Raw genomic sequence first — 15,007 nt, 5'->3', positions numbered from 1 at the left:
GATTTCTCCACGGTTGAGGGGTACGCGGTGGCGAGCCGGCGCCACCGCAGGGCAGCGACAGTCCGGCTCAGCCCTGGTGCTCCAGGATGTACTTGGTGGCGTCGCCGACCGTCTTGAGGTTCTTGACGTCGTCGTCCGGGATCTTCACGTTGAAGCGCTCCTCGGCGGCGACGACGACCTCGACCATCGACAGCGAGTCCACGTCCAGGTCGTCCGTGAAGGACTTGTCCTCCTGGACGTCCTCGGTGGGGATACCGGCGATCTCGTTCACGATCTCCGCGAGACCGGCGATGATCTCTTCCTGCGTGGCGGCCATGTGCGGCGCTCCTTCTGGTGTGTTCCGGCTTGCTGTGCGCTGAGAACTTGCTGTGCGGTACTGCCCACGGCGTCCGTTGACGCCGTACGGGATCTTGCTAGGGGAGGGTAACCACCGTCGCGGCGTAGACCAGACCCGCCCCGAACCCGATGACGAGCGCGAGATCCCCGCTCCTGGCCTGCCCGGTCGCCAGCATCCGCTCCATGGCGAGGGGGATGGAGGCGGCCGAGGTGTTGCCGGTCGTCTCCACGTCACGGGCTACGGTGACGTGGTCCGGCAGCTTGAGTGTCTTCACCATCGAGTCGATGATCCGCATGTTGGCCTGGTGCGGGATGAAGACGTCCAGGTCGTCGGTCGTGACCCCGGAGGCGTCCAGCGCCTGCTGGGCGACCTTGGCCATCTCGAACACCGCCCAGCGGAAGACCGTCTGGCCCTCCTGGCGGAGTGCCGGGAACTTCTCGAGGTGCTGGTCGCGGTACGCGTCCCAGGGCACGGTCTGTTCGATGGCGTGGTGCTTGTCGCCCTCGGAGCCCCAGACCGACGGGCCGATGCCCGGCTCCTCGGCCGGTCCGACGATCGCGGCACCCGCGCCGTCCCCGAACAGGAAGGCGGTGGACCGGTCCGTGGGGTCCGTCAGGTCGGACAGCCGCTCGACGCCCACGACCAGCACGTACTCGGCGCTGCCGTCGATGATCAGGCCCTTGGCGAGGGTCAGGCCGTAGCCGAACCCGGCGCACGCGGCGGAGATGTCGAAGGCCGCGGCCCGTTCGGTGCCGAGCCGGTCGGCGATCTCCGCGGCGATCGACGGGGTCTGCTTGAAGTGGGAGACGGTCGCGATGATGACGGCGCCGATCTGCTCCGCGGTGATGCCCGCGTCCGCGACCGCCTTGCCCGCGGCCTCCAGGCTCATCTCCGCGACGGTCTCGTCCGGGCCCGCCCAGTGCCGCGTGGCGATGCCGGAACGGGAACGGATCCACTCGTCCGAGGAGTCGATGTGCTTCAGGATCTCCTCGTTCGGCACCACACGTGTCGGGCGGTAGCCGCCGACGCCGTGGATGCGCGCGTGAGCGGCACCCTTCGCGGGCCTGATCTTGGCGGTCATGCTGTCCGGCTCCTCCTCGGCTATTCGGCCGTGCCGGCAGCGGTGGCCGCTGCGGCTTCGTGCTCGCTCACGAGCGCGCGGGCCTTATCGAGATCATCGGGGGACTTGAGCGCGACCCGCTCCACGCCGGGCAGTCCCCGCCGGGCCAGGCCGGTGAGGGTGCCACCGGGGCAGACCTCGATCATCGCGGTCACGCCCAGCGCGCCGAACGTCTCCATGCACAGGTCCCAGCGGACCGGGTTGGCGACCTGCCCGACCAGCCGCCGGACGATCTCCGTACCCGAACGGACCACCTGGCCGTCCTTGTTGGAGACGTACGGGATCACCGGGTCGCTCGGGTCGACGTCCTTGACGGCGGTCTCCAACGTGCTGACCGCGGGCGCCATGTGCGAGGTGTGGAACGCGCCCGCGACCTTCAGCGCGCGGACCTTCGCGCCCTCCGGAGGGGCCGCCACCAGCGCGGCCACCTGCTCGGTGGTGCCCGCGGCGACGATCTGGCCGCCGCCGTTCATGTTGGCCGGGGTGAGGCCCAGCTCCGCCAGGTACGCGGTGACGGCCTCCGGTTCGCCGCCCAGCACCGCGGCCATGCCGGTCTCGGTGACGGCGGCCGCGTCGGCCATGGCGTCGGCCCGGGTGCGTACGAGGGACATCACGGTGTCCGCGGGCAGCACGCCCGCGGTGACGGTCGCGGCGAGTTCGCCGACGCTGTGGCCGCTGGTGGCGCCGAGGGCGCGGACCGGGTCGTGGCCCTCCAGCAGGGCCCCGGTGGACACCAACGCGGCCGCGACCAGCAGGGGTTGGGCGACGGCGGTGTCCAGGATCTCGTCGGCGTCTGCCTCGGTGCCGTAGCGGATCAGGTCCAGGTCGATGGCGGCCGACCACTCCTCGAGGCGTTCGGTGACGCCGGGGAGGTCGAGCCAGGGGGACAGGAAGCCAGGCTTCTGGGCGCCTTGGCCGGGAGCGACGAGTACGAGCACTCTCACACTCTCTCTTGCGGACGGCGTCCACCGCCCGTGGGGACCGGTACGAAGAAGTGTCGGAGGAATTGTCGGGGCACGACAAAAACCCGGGGGTTGGCTAATGCTGCGCGTCCCCGTCGGCCAGTCGCCCCAGGATCAGCGCGACACGCAGCGTGAACGCGGAGCGCACATCGGAGGGTAGCCATCCGGTGACATCAGTCACACGTCGGAGCCGGTAGCGCACGGTGTTGGGGTGCACGAACAGCATGCGTGCGGCCCCTTCCAGGCTCGTGGCCTGCTCCAGGTAGACACTCAGGGTTTCCAGCAGGGCGGAACCGGCGGCCTCCAGCGGTCTGTAGATCTCCTCCACCAGCAGCTCGGCGGCGATGGGATCTCCGGCCATCGCGCGCTCCGGCAGCAGATCGTCCGCGAGCACCGGCCGGGGCGCGTCCGGCCAGGCCGCGCACGCCCGCAGTCCGGCCGCGGCGGCCTGCGCGGACCGGGTCGCGGACAGCAGGTCGCCCACCACCGGGCCGGCCACGACGGGGCCGGGCGCGTACGGCCCGATCAGCGACTTCGCGGCGCGCAACGGGTCGTTGGAGCCGCCCGCGATGACCACCAGCCGGTCCCCGAGCACGCCGGTGAGCACCTGGAGCTTGGCGTGCCGGGCGGCGCGGCGGATGGCCTCGACGGTCAACTCGCTGTCGCCGTCAGGCGCCGTACCCAGGACAACGGCCACGTGCTCCGGGGAGTTCCAGCCCAGTGCCGCCGCCCTGGAGACGGCGCCCTCCTCGGCCTCGCCGGACAGCACCGCGTTGACGACGAGCGATTCGAGTCGCGCGTCCCAGGCGCCGCGTGCCTCGGCGGCCTGCGCGTACACCTGCGCGGTGGCGAAGGCGATCTCCCGCGCGTAGACGAGCGTGGCCTCGCGCAGCACCGACTCGTCGCCGGGGGCGGCCACTTCGTCGATGGCGCGCTCCACGACCTCGATGGTCGTACGCACCATCTCCACGGTCTGACGCAGCGTGATGGCCCTGGTCAGCTCGCGCGGCGCCGTGCCGAAGACGTCCGTGCTGATCGCCTGCGGCGTCTCCGGGTGGCGGAACCACTCGGTGAACGCCGCGATGCCCGCCTGCGCGACCAGTCCGATCCAGGAGCGGTTCTCCGGTGGCATCGCGCGGTACCAGGGAAGCTGTTCGTCCATCCGCGCGATCGCGGCCGCCGCGAGCTTGCCGGAGGACTGCTCCAGCCTTCTCAACGTGGCGATGTGGGGGTGGTCGGTCGTTCGGTTGGACGGCGGTTCGGCGGGCTCGGTTGCTTCAGGCACATGACCAGCCTGCCTCATCGGACGGGTTACGGGGGGCCTGGGGCGGATTACCTTTGACCGCATGCTTCAGCTGTGGCGCGCGGCGGACCGCTATCGGGGCGGGGACGGCACGGCGGGGATCGACACCCTGCACGCCTTCTCCTTCTCCGGCTTCTACGACCCGGAGAACACGGGATTCGGCCTGCTCGTGGCCTGCAACGAGGAACGCCTCGCACCCGGCGCGGGTTTCGACACGCACCCGCACCGCGACGTCGAGATCGTGACCTGGGTCGTGGAGGGGCTCCTCGCGCACGAGGACTCGACGGGCAGGGTGACGGTCGTACGCCCCGGTGACGTGCAGCGGTTGAGCGCGGGCGACGGGGTCCGGCACGCGGAGCGGAACGCGGGGGAGGGGGAGCTGCGCTTCGTACAGATGTGGCTCGTGCCCGGGCCCCGTGGCGGCGGCGACGCCGGGGGCGGGGGCAGCGGCGGCCGGGGCGACAGGGCGGACCACCCGTGGGCCGAGCCCGAGTACGAGGTGGTGCGCGGCATCGCCGACAGCACGCCGTACGCGATGCCGCGCACCGACGCGGTGCTGCACGTACGGCGGCTGGGGGACGGCGCCCGTACCGCCGTCCCCGACGCGGAGTGGGTGTACGTCCACGTCGTACGCGGCGCGGTGGACCTCGGCGGGGAGCGGCTCGCCGCGGGGGACGCGGCGCGGGTGACGGACGCGCGGGGACTGGAGGCGCGAGCGGTGGGCGACGCGGAACTGCTGCTCTGGGAGATGCACGCCGAACCGGTCTACGGCTGAACCCCGGCCCTGGTCAGGGCCGGTGCGGTGTGATGGCCGTGCGGTGTCGAGGCCGTGCGGTGCGGCGCCGTGTCGAGCGGCCGGGAGCGTACGTCCGTACCGATTCGCGGGCGTACGCTCCCGGCGCTGCGCCCGGGTCAGTCGCGCCCGGCGGACGTGAGCGTCATGTCGGGGTAGCGCGCCCCGGAGACCTGCGCCGCGACGGGCTCCAGCCGCGCCAGTTCGGCCGCCGACAGCTCGACGCGCGTCGCGCCGGTGTTCTCCTCCACCCGGCTCCGCCTGCGCGTGCCCGGGATGGGGACGACCGTCAGCCCGTGCGCCGCCGCCCGCTGGTGCACCCAGGCGAGGGCGACCTGGCCGGGCGTCGCGCCGTGGGCCGCGGCGATCTCGCGTACGGGCGCGAGCAGCGAGACGTTCTTCGCCGCGTTGTCGCCGGTGAAGCGCGGGTGGACGCGCCGCTGGTCACCGGCGCTCAGGTCCTTCTCGGCGTCCGCGAAGGCACCGGTGAGGAAGCCGCGGCCGAGCGGCGAGTACGGGACGAGGGCGACGCCCAGCTCCCGCGCCGCGTCGACGACGCCCTCCTCGATGTCCCGGCTGAACACCGACCACTCCGACTGGAGGGCCGCGATCGGGTGCACCTCCTGCGCGGCGCGCAGCTCGCTCGCGGTCACCTCGCTCAGGCCCAGGTGCTTGACCTTGCCCTCGCGTACCAGCTCCGCCATGGCGCCGACGCTCTCCTCGATCGGCACCTCGGGCGCCTTGCGGTGCATGTAGTAGAGGTCGATCTCGTCGACGCCGAGGCGGCGGAGGCTGGCCTCGACGCACTCCCGCAGGTACGGGCGGTCGTTGCGGACGATCCGCTTCGTGGGGTCGTCGGCGGGGATGCTCAACGCGAACTTGGTGGCGACGACCACCTCGTCGCGGTGCGCGGCGACGAACGGCGCGAGGAACTCCTCGTTGTCCCCGGCCCCGTAGGCGTCCGCGGTGTCGTAGAACGTGACGCCCAGCTCCAGGGCCCGTTCCAGGGTGGCGCGCGCCTCGTCGGCGTCGGTCGGGCCGTAGGCGAAGCTCATGCCCATGCAACCCAGGCCCTGGACACCCACCTCCGGACCGCCGTTGCCGAGCCGCGCGGTCGGGATCCTCTCCGTGCCGCTGTCCGTGCTCATGGACTCACGTCCCTTCCGACGCCCGCTGGGCGTTCGCGTAGATGTCGATCTTGTAGTCGAGGACCGTGAGGGTTTCCTGAAGCTCCTCGATGCGCCGCAGCACGTCCCGGCGCGTGGCCTCGAACAGCTCCAGCCGCTCACCGCAGGTGTGCTCCCCGGCCCGTACCAGCTCCGCGTACCGCACCATGTCCGCCACCGGCATGCCCGTCGACCGCAGTCTGTTGACCAGCTGGAGCCAGTCCAGGTCCCGGTCGGTGAAACGGCGCTGGCCCGTGTGTGAGCGGTCGACGTGCGGCATCAGGCCGATCCGCTCGTACCAGCGCAGGGTGTGCGCGCTCAGTCCCGTACAGGCCGCGACCTCGCTGATCGTGTACCGGTCCTTGCCCTCCGGGCGTGGCGGCAGCACCCGCCGGTCGGCGACACAGTCGTCCCGCGCGGTGGCCTCTTCCGCTGTGTGCGTCTCCGTCACGGTCATACCCGCACGCTACGGACTTGGAGCGCACTCGAAGCAAGAGGGAGCCGGGGTCGGTTACGGGCGCGTTAGGCTTCGGCACATGGAGAGCGCGCTGCGGACGATCGAGAGCTGGCCGGTGCCGTCCGCGGCGGCGGCCGTCGTACGGGCGGACGGAAGCCTCGCCGGGACGTACGGGCGGACCGACCACCCGTACGAGCTGGCCTCGGTCACCAAACCGCTCGCCGCGTACGCCGCGCTCGTCGCCGTCGAGGAAGGCGCGATCGAGCTGGACGAACCGGCCGGGCCCGAGGGGTCCACCGTCCGTCACCTGCTCTCGCACACCTCCGGCCTCGCCTTCGACGAGCACCGCGTGATGGCGCCCCCCGGCGACCGCAGGCTCTACTCCAACGCGGGCTTCGAGGTGCTGGGCGACCACATCGCCAAGGCCACCGACATCCCCTTCGAGACGTACCTGCGGGACGCCGTCCTCGGGCCGCTCGGCATGACCGGCACGCGGCTGGCCGGGTCGCCCGCCAAGGACGGGGTCTCGACGGCGGACGACCTCGCGCGCTTCGCGGCGGAGCTCCAGGCGCCGCGGCTGCTCGCGCCGGTCACGGTGCGGGAGGCGACGACGGTCGTCCACCCGGGGCTGAAGGGCGTCCTGCCCGGCTACGGGCACCAGGCGCCGAACGACTGGGGGCTGGGCTTCGAGATCCGGGACGGCAAGTCGCCGCACTGGACGGGGGGTTCGTCGTCGGCGCGTACGTTCGGGCACTTCGGGCAGGCGGGTACGTTCCTGTGGGTGGACCCGGACGCGGGGGCCGCCTGCGTGGTGCTGACGGACCGGGCGTTCGGGCCGTGGGCCGTCGAGGCGTGGCCCCCGTTCACGGACGCGGTGCTCGCGGCACTCTGACGCGGCGGTCCGACGCGGTGGTGGTCCGACGCGGTCGTGATCCGACTGACGTGGCGGTCTGACGGCGTGCGCCGCCGGGGTGCTCCGACGCGGTGCTCCGCATCGGCGGTCGCTCACTGCTGTCGGCGCGCACGAGTACGGGCGGACGGACGCGCCGCGCTGCTCGGCGCCCGGCGAGACCCGGGCCGGGGGAGCTGTCCCCCGGACCCTGTGAATCCCGCCCGCCCCGGCGGGCTCACAACTCCGCGAGGAGTTCCGCCTTCTTCGCCGAGAACTCGTCGTCCGTGAGCAGCCCGCCCTCGTGCAACTCGCCGAGGTGCCGAATGCGTTCGGCGATGTCCGCCGGGTCCGCGCGGCCCATCCGCTCCGCGCTGTCGCGCTGGCGCCGACGCGAGTCACCGTGGTGTGCGGTCTCCAGCGCCATGGCGGGTTCGGCGGCGCGCACGGCCGCCAGGACGGACGCGGCGAACGGCAGCGACTCGTACACCAGCCCGTATCCGAGACCGAACACCACGGCTGCCGGGTCCTGGTCCGCCTCTGCCTCCGGCGCGTCCCCGGAGTCCTGCGGGCCGTCGCCGGCATGGCGGCGCAGTCGCAGGTGCCCCTGGAACACCTCCGGCGACCGCCACTCCACGCCCTCCAGCTCGTCCACGCTGAACGACTGGTCCCCGGCCCGCCACTTCGCGGACGACGCACCCGTCCAGAACCAGCGGAACGTCACGGACTTGCCGTCGAAGGACGCCTTGCCGTCGTACGCCTTGAAGTTGAGCGGTGGCGGCGGCGCCTCCACGAGGTGGCGCTCGGCGGGCTTGTCGGCGTCCGGGCCCAGCGCGGAGCGCAGTTCGGTGGCGTAGTAGTCGGCAAGCAGCTCCCGTTCGGCGGGCAGCACCAGCCGGTACGGGTCGCTGGCCTCCTTCAGCTGCCCGTCAGCGACTTCCAGCAGTGGATCGGCGCCCTCCCGCGGCACCATGCGCAACGCGACCGTGCCGCGTTTCCCGCCCGGCGCCATCTCGACCGTGCTCAGGGCCTCGTACGGAATCCGCCGCTCCGCGAGTACGTGGAACAGCTTCGGTGTGCGGATCCCCCGTTCGAAGCGGATGAGCACGGAGTCCGTGTCGAACTCCCAGGTGGAATGAATTCCAGCCAGTACATCACCCATGTGGGCCATCGTATGCGGCGGCTGCCCGCACGTCCCCCTCTGCTGCGCTACGCGCGTTAATCCGTGCCCCACAAGGGTTCCCGGACGCTGTCCGGACGGTCCGGACTCAGCTTTCCGTGCGGCTGGGGCGGGCCGACCAGTCGTCGCTCAGCACCGGGCCCATCAGGTCCATGCACTGCTCGACCGCCCGCCGCTGGCTCTCCACCGTGATGTCGTCACCGGCGCTCCACTGGCGCCCGGCCGCACGCATGACCCCGGCGAACAGCGCGACCAGGACCCGCGGGCGCGGGTCCTCGCGCGGGTCGAGGCCCTCGCGGGTCGCGAGGACGGTGACGAGCCGGTCCTCCGTCTCCGAGGCGCGGCGCATCTGCACCGCGAGGAGGGACGGAGTCGTCTCGATCACCTGCGACAACCGCATGTGCACGCTGATCGGTACGACCTCCTGGATCGCGTCGCCTATGCGGCTCCAGTTCGCGTCGAGGGCGCTGCGCAGCGCGCGGAGCGGCGCCTCGTCGGCGGGCCGGTCCGCGACGGCGTCGATGAACTGGGACTCCACTTCGTCCTGGAGCGCGAAGGCGACGGCTTCCTTGCTCGCGAAGTACCTGAAGAACGTGCGCTGGGAGACGTCCACCGCGTCGGCGATCTCGTCGACGGTGGTCTCGTCGTACCCCTTGTCGACGAACAGCTCGTGCGACACACGGATCAGGGAATCCCGGGTGCGCTGCTTCTTGCGCTCACGCAGGCCGGTCACGGTCCGGCACCTCCAGTCCTCGCGCCCACGGTCGTTGTGAGCTGCCTGACACTTACCGACTCATTGATTGGTTTGTCAATTGTCAGCGGCTGACACTAATCTTTTTCGCATGAGTTACCAGACCTCCACGGCCACGAAGGACGGGCAGGAGCCGCCGGAACCGGGGAGTAGGGAGACCGCCAGTGGAGTACGCGGTCGTCCCTGGCTGACACTTCTCACCGTGGCGCTCGGCGTCACCATGGTCGCCCTCGACAGCACGATCGTCGCCATCGCCAACCCCGAGATCCAGCGGGACCTCGGTGCGAGCCTTGCCGACGTCCAGTGGATCACCAACGGTTATCTGCTCGCGCTCGCCGTCGCCCTGATCACGGCCGGCAAGATCGGTGACCGCTTCGGTCACCGGCAGACCTTCCTGATCGGCGTCGTCGGGTTCGGTGCCGCCTCCGCCGCCATCGGCTTCGGCGGCAGCGTGTCCCTCGTGATCGCGTTCCGGGTGCTCCAGGGCTTGTTCGGCGCGCTCCTCATGCCCGCGGCGCTCGGCCTGCTGCGGGCGTCCTTCCCCGCGGAGAAGCTGAACGCGGCGATCGGCGCCTGGGGGTCCGTCATCGGTGCCTCGACCGCGGCCGGTCCCATCGTCGGCGGACTCCTCGTCGAGCACGTGAGCTGGGAGTCGGTCTTCTTCATCAACGTCCCGGTCGGTGTCCTCGCCCTGGTGATGGGACTGACGATCCTGGCCGACCACCGTGCGGAGAACGCGCCGAGGTCGTTCGACATCCCGGGGATCGTGCTGCTGTCCGGAGCGATGTTCTGCCTGATCTGGGCACTCATCAAGGCCCCGGAATGGGGCTGGGGAGACTCGGGAACCCTCGTGTTCCTGTTCGTCTCGCTCGCCTCCTTCGCGGTGTTCACGTACTGGGAGACCAAGGCCGCCGAACCTCTGCTGCCGCTCGCGATGTTCCGGTCCGTCCCGCTGTCGGCGGGCACGGCGCTGATGGTCCTCATGGCCTTCGGCTTCATGGGCGGCCTCTTCTTCGTGACGTTCTACCTCCAGAACGTGCACGGGATGACGCCGGTCGAAAGCGGTCTCCACCTGCTGCCGCTGACCCTGATGATGATCGTCTCCTCGCCGCTGGCGGGTCTGCTGATCACCAGGATCGGCCCGCGCGTGCCGCTGGTCGTGGCGATGCTCGTCACCGCCGTCGCGATGTTCGGGACGTCCACGCTGGACGCCGACAGCGGTTCCGTGACCACCTCGCTCTGGTTCGCGATGCTGGGACTGGGTCTCGCGCCGGTCATGGTCGGTGCCACCGACGTCATCGTGGGCAACGCGCCGCTGGAGCACGCCGGGATCGCGGGCGGTCTCCAGCAGGCGGGCATGCAGGTCGGCGGCAGCCTCGGCACGGCGGTGCTCGGCGCCGTGATGGCCTCGCGGGTGGACACCGTGCTGCCCCGGAAGTGGTCCGAGGCGGACCTTCCCCCGCTCCGGGAGGGCCAGGCCGAGCAGTTGAAGAGCGCCGCCGAGGTCGGCTATGCGCCCGACCCGCCCAAGGGCACGCCTGAGCAGGTCGCGAGCGCGATGACGGATGTCGTGCATGGGTCGTTCGTCTCCGGTATGGGTCTGGCCTTCACCTGTGCGGGGATCGTCGCGGTGCTCGCGGCCGGGGTGGCCGTCTTCACCAAGAGCGGCGAGAACGACGCGGGGCCGTCCGTGCACATCTGACGACGGCGGAACGCGCGTTCCGCCCGGCCCACGGGGGTGCGACGAGGGGTACGGATCTGCGGAACCGTACCCCTCCGCCATGCCCTTCGCCGGGGCCTGTGGACAACTTGCGGCTTGTGGACAACTCCGCCACCGGTACCGGTGAATCGGGCCGATCATGCTTGGCAGCAGGCGAGTTGGGGCTGAAGGCTGGTCACATCGCCGGGCGGAACGCCGTCCGGCCCCGAACGGGGAGTGACCACCATGAACAGCCACCGCCGATCCGCCGTCCACACGCAGCCCGTCCCGTCCGGCAGCCGCGCGACCGGCACCGGGACCCGCGCGACCGGGAGCTCGCCCCGCCCGGCGGGCGCGTCACACCGTGCCGTGACCGCCGCGCTCACCGCCGCCACCGTCGTCGCCGTGGCCACCGGGTTCCTGACGCCCGGTCAGGCCGTGGCGGCCGGGGGCCGACTGGGTGACTGCGGCGCCGGGCAGCTGTGCCTGTGGGAGAAGCCGCAGTTCAAGGGGGAGCGGCTGACGTTCGAGCTGGCCGACACCGACATCGAGAGCTGTGTCGTGCTGCCGAAGGGCTTCACCGCGGACGCCTACGCCAACCACACGGGCAGGCCTGTGACGCTCTACCAGAGCGCGGAGTGCGCCTCGACCGGGGACTTCCACACCCACCCCGACGGCTCCTACACCCCCGAATCGGCCTACCAGGTACGGGCCTTCAAGATCTGGGAGCGCTGATGACGGGAGCAGCACTCGTACGGCGTCTCGGCGTCGCCGCCCGGAACGCGGTGAGGGCCCGGCCGGTGGCCGGACCCTCACCTCGACTCACGTGCCCGCGCGGGTGGTTATGCGTCGCCGCCCGCCGCGCCCGGGTCCGCCGCCGACACGTCCAGCAGCTGGTAGCGGTCGATGGCCTGCTTCAGCGCCGAACGGTCGATCTTGCCCTCGCGGGCCAGCTCCGTGATCACGGCCAGCACGATCGACTGCGCGTCGATGTGGAAGAAGCGCCGTGCCGCGCCCCGGGTGTCGGCGAAGCCGAACCCGTCGGCTCCGAGCGACTGGTACGTCCCCGGTACCCAGCGGGAGATCTGGTCCGGCACCGCGCGCATCCAGTCCGACACCGCCACCTTCGGGCCCTCGGTGCCCTCCAGCTTCTGCCTGACGTAGGGGACGCGCTGCTCCTCCTCCGGGTGGAGCAGGTTGTGCTCCTCCGCGTCGACGGCGTCGCGGCGCAGCTCGTTCCACGAGGTCGCGGACCAGACGTCCGCCTTGACGTCCCACTCCTCCGCCAGGATCTGCTGTGCCTCCAGGGCCCAGGCCATGGCGACACCGGAGGCGAGGATCTGGGCGCCGACGGCGCCCTTCTCGCCCGCCCGGTAGCGGTAGAGGCCCTTCAGGATGCCCTCGACGTCGACGTTGTCCGGCTCCGCGGGCTGCCGGATCGGCTCGTTGTAGACGGTGAGGTAGTAGAAGACGTCCTCGCTGTCCTCGCCGTACATCCTGCGCAGACCGTCCTGCACGATGTGCGCGATCTCGAACGCGTACGCCGGGTCGTAGGCCACGGCCGCCGGGTTCGTCGACGCCAGCAGCTGGGAGTGGCCGTCCGCGTGCTGGAGACCCTCGCCCGTCAGAGTCGTACGGCCGGCTGTCGCGCCCAGGACGAAACCTCGCGACAGCTGGTCCGCCATCTGCCAGAACTGGTCACCGGTCCGCTGGAAACCGAACATCGAGTAGAAGACGTAGATCGGGATCAGCGGCTCGTTGTGCGTCGCGTAGGCGGACCCGGCCGCGATGAGCGACGCGGTGCAGCCCGCCTCGGAGATGCCGTCGTGCAGCATCTGGCCGTTGGGGCTCTCCTTGTAGGCGAGGAGCAGCTCCCGGTCGACGGACTCGTAGGTCTGCCCGAGCGGGTTGTAGATCTTCGCCGACGGGAAAAAGGAGTCCATACCGAACGTGCGGTACTCGTCGGGGGCGATCAGCACGAAGCGCTTGCCGATCTCCTTGTCCCGCATCAGGTCCTTCAGCAGCCGGACGAAGGCCATGGTGGTGGCGATCTGCTGCTGCCCGGAACCCTTCTTGACCGCGGCGTACGTCTTGTCCGGCGGCAGCGGCAGCGGCTTCGCCCGCACGATCCGGGTCGGCACGTAGCCGCCGCACTCCTTGCGGCGGTCGTGCATGTACTGGATCTCCTCCGAGTCCCGGCCCGGGTGGTAGTACGGCGGAAGGCCGGACTCCAGCTCCCGGTCGGCAATCGGCAGGTGAAGCCTGTCGCGGAAGCGCTTGAGGTCCTCGACGGTCAGCTTCTTCATCTGGTGGGTCGCGTTGCGCCCCTCGAAGTTCGGACCGAGGGTCCAGCCCTTCACCGTCTGCGCCAGGATCACCGTCGGCTGGCCCTTGTGCTCCTTGGCCGCCTTGTACGCCGCGAACACCTTGCGGTGGTCGTGGCCGCCGCGGCCAAGGTGCAGGATCTGGTCGTCGGTCATGCCCTCGACCATCGCCCGCAGCCGCTGGTCCCCACCGAAGAAGTGGTCGCGGATGTACGCCCCCGACTCCGTGGCGTACGTCTGGAACTGACCGTCGGGCGTCGTGTTCAGCTTGTTCACGAGCACGCCGTCGCGGTCCTGTGCCAGCAGCGGGTCCCAGGAGCGGTCCCAGACGACCTTGATGACGTTCCAACCGGCGCCGCGGAAGGCGGACTCCAGCTCCTGCACGATCTTCCCGTTGCCGCGCACGGGGCCGTCGAGCCGCTGAAGGTTGCAGTTGACCACGAAGGTCAGGTTGTCGAGGCCCTCGCGCGCGGCGATGGACAGTTGTCCGAGCGACTCCGGCTCGTCCATCTCACCGTCGCCCAGGAACGCCCAGACGTGCGAGGCGGAGGTGTCGGCGATGCCGCGGGCCTCCATGTAGCGGTTCATCCGGGCCTGGTAGATCGCGCCGATCGGGCCGAGGCCCATGGAGACCGTCGGGAACTCCCAGAAGTCGGGCATCGACCGCGGGTGCGGATAGCTGGAGAGGCCGTCGGGATACCGCGACTTCTCCTGTCGGAAGCCGTCCAGCTGCGCCTCGCTGAGGCGGTCGAGGAGGAACGCGCGCGCGTAGATGCCGGGCGACGCGTGTCCCTGGAAGAAGATCTGGTCGCCGCCCCTGCCGTCGTCCTTGCCCCGGAAGAAGTGGTTGAAGCCCACGTCGTAGAGGGAGGCGGAGGAAGCGAAGGTGGCGATGTGGCCGCCCACCCCGATGCCCGGACGCTGGGCCCGGGAGACCATGACGGCCGCGTTCCACCGCGTCGCGTTGAGGACCTTGCGCTCGATCTCCTCGTTGCCGGGGAAGAAGGGCTCGGCCTTGGTGGCAATGGTGTTGACGTAGTCCGTGCTGCGCATCTCCGGTACCGCCACGCGCTTCTCGCGGGCGCGCTCTATGAGCCGGAGCATGAGATAACGGGTCCGTTCCCGGCCGCGCTCGTCGACGGCAGCGTCGAGCGAGTCAAGCCACTCCTGGGTCTCCTCGGGATCGAAATCCGGGACCTGGCTGGGAAGGCCGCCAATGATGATCGGGTTGCGATCGGATCCGGAAGCCACGCTGTTCCTTCGCTGTTCGGTCGTGTAGTGCCTGGTATCGCGCCGACTCCATCGTGTACTGCTGCCGGGGAAACGTCATCTCTACTGATGGGTAACCCTCCGGGTCCGCGAGGATCAGCCGGGGCAATCCGGGCATCGGCCGGGTGGATCGATCTGGTGCGAACCCCTCTCGATCATGCATTGTGGGATGACACGTCAACGTATGGGCGGGATGCACGGTCGGGTACTTGCGCGATCCGTCCCGCCCGTGTGGACTACGGCCCATGCCTCGCGTATGTGCGAGGCGCAAGACTGATACCGGAAGAGACAGGAGGCAATCCGTGAGCGCGACCGCGGACCACGCGGAGGAGCGGACCAACCCTGCCGCCAGGCTGGGTTTCCAGCCCGGGCAGGTGGTCCAGGAGCTCGGCTACGACGACGACGCCGAGCAGGAACTCCGTGAGGGAATCGAGGCCATCACGGGCACGGAACTCGTCGACGAGGATCACGACGACGTTGCCGACGCCGTGATGCTGTGGTTCCGCGAGGAGGACGGCGATCTGACGGATGCGCTGGTGGACGCCACCACGATGATCGACGAAGGCGCCCCTGTCTGGCTGCTGACACCCAAGACCGGCCGTCCCGGCTACGTCGAGGCCAGTGACATCGGCGAGGCCGCGCAGACCGCGGGGCTGGCGCAGACCAGCAACGTGAACGCGGGCAAGGACTGGACCGGTTCCCGGCTGGTCACCCCGAAGGCGGCGAAGTCCGGCAAGCGGTAGAAGGTCCCACGGGC

General features: G+C 70.6%; 14 protein-coding genes. 5 read left to right on the top strand and 9 right to left on the bottom strand.

What is annotated here, in order from left to right:
- Positions 1–67: 67 nt before the first annotated feature.
- The 4 genes from D7M15_RS06695 to D7M15_RS06680 all read right to left on the bottom strand — a co-directional run bounded on the left by D7M15_RS06695 (position 68) and on the right by D7M15_RS06680 (position 3,704).
- A complete protein-coding gene (locus D7M15_RS06695) occupies positions 68–316 on the bottom strand; it encodes an acyl carrier protein (protein ID WP_121516646.1) in 249 nt (82 codons plus the stop codon).
- A 97-nt stretch (positions 317–413) separates the two neighbouring features.
- Positions 414–1,418 (bottom strand): ketoacyl-ACP synthase III, encoded by a 1,005-nt coding sequence (locus tag D7M15_RS06690; RefSeq protein WP_121516645.1) that lies wholly within the window; start codon positions 1,416–1,418, stop codon positions 414–416.
- Between the two features lie 20 nt (positions 1,419–1,438).
- Positions 1,439–2,395 carry an ACP S-malonyltransferase gene (locus D7M15_RS06685; RefSeq protein WP_121516644.1) on the bottom strand — a complete coding sequence of 319 codons (957 nt, stop codon included), beginning with the start codon at positions 2,393–2,395 and terminating at the stop codon, positions 1,439–1,441.
- Positions 2,396–2,495: 100 nt separating this feature from the next.
- Complete coding sequence (locus D7M15_RS06680) at positions 2,496–3,704, bottom strand: helix-turn-helix domain-containing protein (RefSeq protein WP_206337327.1); 1,209 nt, start codon at positions 3,702–3,704, stop codon at positions 2,496–2,498.
- A gap of 61 nt (positions 3,705–3,765) precedes the next feature.
- Here D7M15_RS06680 and D7M15_RS06675 point away from each other — a divergent pair, with 61 nt between their 5' ends.
- The gene (locus D7M15_RS06675; protein ID WP_121516643.1) at positions 3,766–4,497 is read left to right on the top strand and encodes a pirin family protein; all 732 of its coding nucleotides are present in this window, start codon (positions 3,766–3,768) and stop codon (positions 4,495–4,497) included.
- Between the two features lie 137 nt (positions 4,498–4,634).
- Here D7M15_RS06675 and D7M15_RS06670 read toward each other — a convergent pair whose 3' ends face one another.
- Together D7M15_RS06670 and D7M15_RS06665 are read right to left on the bottom strand one after the other, a co-directional pair.
- Positions 4,635–5,663 carry an aldo/keto reductase gene (locus tag D7M15_RS06670; protein WP_121516642.1) on the bottom strand — a complete coding sequence of 343 codons (1,029 nt, stop codon included), beginning with the start codon at positions 5,661–5,663 and terminating at the stop codon, positions 4,635–4,637.
- Between the two features lie 4 nt (positions 5,664–5,667).
- On the bottom strand, positions 5,668–6,138 hold the full coding sequence (locus tag D7M15_RS06665) for a MerR family transcriptional regulator (RefSeq protein ID WP_121516641.1): 471 nt from the start codon (positions 6,136–6,138) through the stop codon (positions 5,668–5,670).
- Positions 6,139–6,217: 79 nt separating this feature from the next.
- Here D7M15_RS06665 and D7M15_RS06660 point away from each other — a divergent pair, with 79 nt between their 5' ends.
- The gene (locus D7M15_RS06660) at positions 6,218–7,030 is read left to right on the top strand and encodes a serine hydrolase domain-containing protein (RefSeq protein ID WP_121516640.1); all 813 of its coding nucleotides are present in this window, start codon (positions 6,218–6,220) and stop codon (positions 7,028–7,030) included.
- A 235-nt stretch (positions 7,031–7,265) separates the two neighbouring features.
- On the opposite strand, the gene D7M15_RS06655 is transcribed toward D7M15_RS06660, so the two are convergent.
- Both D7M15_RS06655 and D7M15_RS06650 read right to left on the bottom strand, forming a co-directional pair.
- Positions 7,266–8,189, bottom strand: a complete 924-nt coding sequence (locus D7M15_RS06655; RefSeq protein WP_121516639.1) for a DUF4429 domain-containing protein — start codon at positions 8,187–8,189, stop codon at positions 7,266–7,268.
- A 106-nt stretch (positions 8,190–8,295) separates the two neighbouring features.
- On the bottom strand, positions 8,296–8,940 hold the full coding sequence (locus tag D7M15_RS06650) for a TetR family transcriptional regulator (RefSeq protein WP_240649162.1): 645 nt from the start codon (positions 8,938–8,940) through the stop codon (positions 8,296–8,298).
- 109 nt (positions 8,941–9,049) lie between these two features.
- Between D7M15_RS06650 and D7M15_RS06645 the strand changes: the two genes are divergently transcribed.
- Positions 9,050–10,660, top strand: coding sequence for an MFS transporter (locus D7M15_RS06645; RefSeq protein WP_121516638.1), 1,611 nt, complete (start codon positions 9,050–9,052; stop codon positions 10,658–10,660).
- Positions 10,661–10,903: 243 nt separating this feature from the next.
- Complete coding sequence (locus tag D7M15_RS06640; protein ID WP_121520347.1) at positions 10,904–11,392, top strand: peptidase inhibitor family I36 protein; 489 nt, start codon at positions 10,904–10,906, stop codon at positions 11,390–11,392.
- A 107-nt stretch (positions 11,393–11,499) separates the two neighbouring features.
- On the opposite strand, the gene aceE is transcribed toward D7M15_RS06640, so the two are convergent.
- The gene (gene aceE / locus D7M15_RS06635; protein WP_121516637.1) at positions 11,500–14,232 is read right to left on the bottom strand and encodes a pyruvate dehydrogenase (acetyl-transferring), homodimeric type; all 2,733 of its coding nucleotides are present in this window, start codon (positions 14,230–14,232) and stop codon (positions 11,500–11,502) included.
- Between the two features lie 320 nt (positions 14,233–14,552).
- On the opposite strand from aceE, the gene D7M15_RS06630 reads away from it, so the two are divergent.
- Entirely contained in the window at positions 14,553–14,993 is a 441-nt protein-coding gene (locus D7M15_RS06630; RefSeq protein ID WP_121516636.1) for a DUF3052 domain-containing protein, read from the top strand.
- The last annotated feature ends 14 nt before the right edge of the window (positions 14,994–15,007 follow it).

It is taken from the genome of Streptomyces sp. Z26, assembly GCF_003665095.1.
In the GTDB taxonomy this organism is placed as follows: Bacteria; Actinomycetota; Actinomycetes; order Streptomycetales; family Streptomycetaceae; genus Streptomyces; species Streptomyces phytohabitans.
This window is presented reverse-complemented; position numbering and strand designations above follow the sequence as displayed.